Source organism: Catenibacterium sp. UBA627 (assembly GCF_002299355.1).
Lineage (GTDB): Bacteria > Bacillota_I > Bacilli_A > Erysipelotrichales > Coprobacillaceae > Catenibacterium > Catenibacterium mitsuoka.
The window spans coordinates 1,995-5,494 of record NZ_DBPF01000040.1 but is presented as its reverse complement, the minus strand read 5'-3'; the positions used below and the strand labels follow the sequence as shown (position 1 = coordinate 5,494).

Sequence of the window (3,500 nt, the reverse complement as noted above, 5' to 3'; positions counted from 1 at the left end):
AAATTAAAAGATGTTGATTTTATAGATCATTTACCCGATGGTATACAGAAGTATGATGAAAGTAAAACACGTTATGGTTCACCTTCTTATACTGTTGTGATAAAGAATGATGCATATCGTTTCTATAGATTATCTAGTGAATCAGATGTACTTGTGACTAAATCAAATAAGAGTGATCAATCTCAAATAAAAGAATATGCGAGAATGAATAAAGATAACTATAAGAAACTTGCATCCTCAACACATTATACTGATTATGATCAATTAGATTACTGGAACTAACATAGGTATTCCTACCACATTTGTGGTAGGAATCTTTTTATTTGAACGTAAAAAAAAGAGAAGCCTCAGCTTCTCTCTTAAATAAATTATTCAGCAGCTTTACCGATGCAACCAAATACTTCCATTCTGTCTTTTACGCAGTCTCTGATAGCCTGAGCACCTGGAGCAAGTAATTTACGAGGGTCATAACCTTTACCCTGCTGATCTTTACCTTCTTCAATGTACTTTCTAGTAGCTTTCTGGAAGTATAACTGACATTCAGTGTTAACGTTGATCTTAGATACACCTAAGCCAATTGCTTTCTTAACCTGTTCATCAGGAATTCCTGAACCACCATGAAGAACTAATGGTAAGATACCAGTTTCTTTCTGGATAGCATCTAATGCTTCGAACTGTAAACCAGCCCAGTTTGCAGGGTATACACCATGGATATTACCGATACCAGCAGCTAAGAAGTCAACTCCTAAGTCAGCAATCATCTTACATTCTTTAGGATCTGCTACTTCACCCATACCAATAACACCATCTTCTTCTCCACCGATTGAACCTACTTCAGCTTCGATAGATACACCTTTAGCATGGCATAATTCAACTAATTCCTTAGTCTTTTCGATGTTTTCTTCGATTGAATAATGAGAACCATCGAACATGATTGAAGTGAATCCAGCTGCTAATGCTGCCTTAGCACCTTCATATGAACCGTGGTCTAAGTGTAATGCTACTGGTACAGTGATATTTAAAGATTCTACCATTGCTTTAACCATAGCAGCTACAGTTGTGAAACCTGTCATATATTTTGCGGCACCTTCAGATACACCTAAGATTACTGGTGCATTTAATTCCTGTGCTTCTAAAAGAATAGACTTTGTCCATTCAAGGTTATTGATGTTGAACTGTCCAACACCATAATGGCCTGCTTTAGCCTTTTTTAACATTTCTGTTGCGGAAACTAATCCCATAATATTATCTCTCCTTTTCTTTTATACTTCCATAATACTCTTTTTTCTTATCTATTACTAGAAAAATTAAAAGATGTAAACGTTTTTATTTTACTTTATTTTCTTTTTCATTTAGGAGGCTTAAAAAGCCTTCTATTTCCTTCTTTGTATAATAAGCAGGATTGTCATCAAGCATCTCTTTCAACTGCTTTTGATAGTCTTTTTGATAGCCAATACGCTTATTTAATAAGCGTATTGCTAGTGTTTGTTGATAGGCAATATCTGTATGAAGAAACTTCTTTAATTGTAAATTCGTATATTCACAAGCACAATCTAATGGAAGATCGTCTATATATCCCTGAAGTCTTAAACTATGCAGATCTTTCATCCAATGCCTTCTTTAACTGTAAACAAGCTTTTTCTACAGTACTTCTAGGACATGCTAAGTTAAATCTTTCAAAACCTGATCCTTCTTCACCAAACACATAACCTTCATCTAACCAAAGATGTGCTTTATTTAACATGAAGTCTTCTTGTTCTTCATTACTCATACCAAGTGTTCTCATATCCACCCAGGCAAGATATAAGCCTTGTGGATCAATTAAAGACACACCAGGACATTCAGTTTTAAGGAAGTGATCAAGATAATCCATATTCCCTTTAATATAATCTAGAAGTTGATCCACCCATTCATCACCCTTAGTATAAGCGACTGTTGTCGCAATAAATCCTAGTATTGTAGGATCAGAAATAGAATGACTCATCTTCACTTTCTTAAATTGGTTTCTTAGCTTTTCATCCGCAATAATAGCTGCAGAAGTCTGAAGTGCAGCTAAGTTGAATGTCTTAGATGCTGCAGTTAATATAATTGAAAAATTCTTATATTCAGGGTCTACTTCATAGAATGCGATATGCTTATGAGGCGCATAGACAAAGTCCATATGGATTTCATCCGATACTACAAAAACGTTATGTTTTTTACAGATATCTCCAATTGTTTTTAGTTCTTCTTTAGTCCACACTTTACCTACTGGATTATGTGGATTACAGAAGATCATCATCTTGACGTTTTCTTCTATAATCTTAGTTTCAAATGCTTTGTAATCAAGTCTATATTGGTTATCTTTTAGATCAAGAGGCATTCTTACCATACGTCTACCATTGTTTTTAATAGCACGATAGAATGGATAATAAACTGGTGTAAGAACCAAGACACTCTCCTCTTTTTTAGTATAAGCTTCTACTGCAAGATGAAAGGCAGTGACAACACCCGGTGTAGGGACAATCCAGTCTTTTTCAACATGGAAATCATGTCTACGTTCCATCCATCCTACAACACTTTCTAAGTATTCTTCTGGGATTGTACTATAACCATAAATACCATCTAACACACGTTTAGAGAGTGCTTCTGGAATATCTGGTAATGTCTTAAAATCCATATCTGCAACCCACATAGGAATCATATCAGGATCATCTGTATGACCAGAATCATATTTTGCGCAGTTTGTATGATGTCTATCATAGACTGTATCAAAATCATATTTCATCGTAGCACCTCCTGTTTATTAAACGCATCCTGTGAGAAGTGGAATAAGCCAATACCGACAGACTGTGCTAAGTTAAGTGAATCAATCGCATTCGTATGAGGAATAAAGACACTTTGTCCATATGTCATATAAATATCATCGAGTCCTGATGATTCATTTCCAAAGATCAGTGAATGAGGTGTCACAGGTTTCACCTGATGAATATTCTTAGCACCCTTCAACATAAATGGATAACATTGATGATCACCAAACTCTTTAAGATACTCATCAATGCTTTCATAATAATGAATACGTAAAGAAAATAATGCACCCATAGAAGAACGGACAACATGAGGATTAAAGATATCAACTGCTGGACGAATAATAGCTAAGTCCTGATAACCAAACCCTAACATTGTACGCATAATTGTACCCATATTACCCATATCCATAGGATTCACTAATACAATATGATTTCCCTTCTGCAAAGGTTCATAGAATGTTTTAAATACCCCGATTGCATAACAATTAGACTTTGGTGAAAGCTTATTGATTGTCGCATCATGCACATCAATAGGAATATGATGTAATGCACATAATTCCTTGATTTTAGGATATCCTCTGTTTTCTTCTATTGAAGAGTGTACAACCACTCTTTTCACAATATCTGGTTTATGCTCTAATAATTCTATTGTAGGAAAGACACCCAATGTATAAGAGGAGTCATCACCTTTTTTATATAACTTCATATTTT

General features: G+C 34.8%; 5 protein-coding genes. 1 reads left to right on the top strand and 4 read right to left on the bottom strand.

The window, feature by feature from the left end; translation table 11 throughout:
• The coding region (locus B2S90_RS02860) for a hypothetical protein (protein WP_286696516.1) at nucleotides 1-282 on the top strand (282 nt) is incomplete at its 5' end.
• 86 nt (nucleotides 283-368) lie between these two features.
• On the opposite strand, the gene fba is transcribed toward B2S90_RS02860, so the two are convergent.
• The 4 genes from fba to B2S90_RS02840 form a co-directional block, all read right to left on the bottom strand.
• Nucleotides 369-1,241, bottom strand: coding sequence for a class II fructose-1,6-bisphosphate aldolase (gene fba / locus B2S90_RS02855; protein ID WP_006507099.1), 873 nt, complete (start codon nucleotides 1,239-1,241; stop codon nucleotides 369-371).
• A gap of 85 nt (nucleotides 1,242-1,326) precedes the next feature.
• Nucleotides 1,327-1,608: a hypothetical protein gene (locus B2S90_RS02850; RefSeq protein ID WP_055234271.1), complete on the bottom strand. Its 282-nt coding sequence runs from the start codon at nucleotides 1,606-1,608 to the stop codon at nucleotides 1,327-1,329.
• A complete protein-coding gene (locus tag B2S90_RS02845) occupies nucleotides 1,592-2,767 on the bottom strand; it encodes a MalY/PatB family protein (protein WP_278779551.1) in 1,176 nt (391 codons plus the stop codon). Before B2S90_RS02845 ends, B2S90_RS02850 begins: the two co-directional genes overlap by 17 nt.
• A partial coding sequence (locus B2S90_RS02840) for a TrmH family RNA methyltransferase (RefSeq protein ID WP_349677198.1) occupies nucleotides 2,764-3,500 on the bottom strand: 737 nt, incomplete at its 5' end. The genes B2S90_RS02840 and B2S90_RS02845, both read right to left, overlap by 4 nt.

Bases quoted from the DNA above. Each gene is read 5' to 3' on its own strand.
- fba (WP_006507099.1), bottom strand. From the start codon at position 1,241: ATGGGATTAGTTTCCGCAACAGAAATGTTAAAAAAGGCTAAAGCAGGC.
- B2S90_RS02850 (WP_055234271.1), bottom strand. From the start codon at position 1,608: ATGAAAGATCTGCATAGTTTAAGACTTCAGGGATATATAGACGATCTT.
- B2S90_RS02845 (WP_278779551.1), bottom strand. From the start codon at position 2,767: ATGAAATATGATTTTGATACAGTCTATGATAGACATCATACAAACTGC.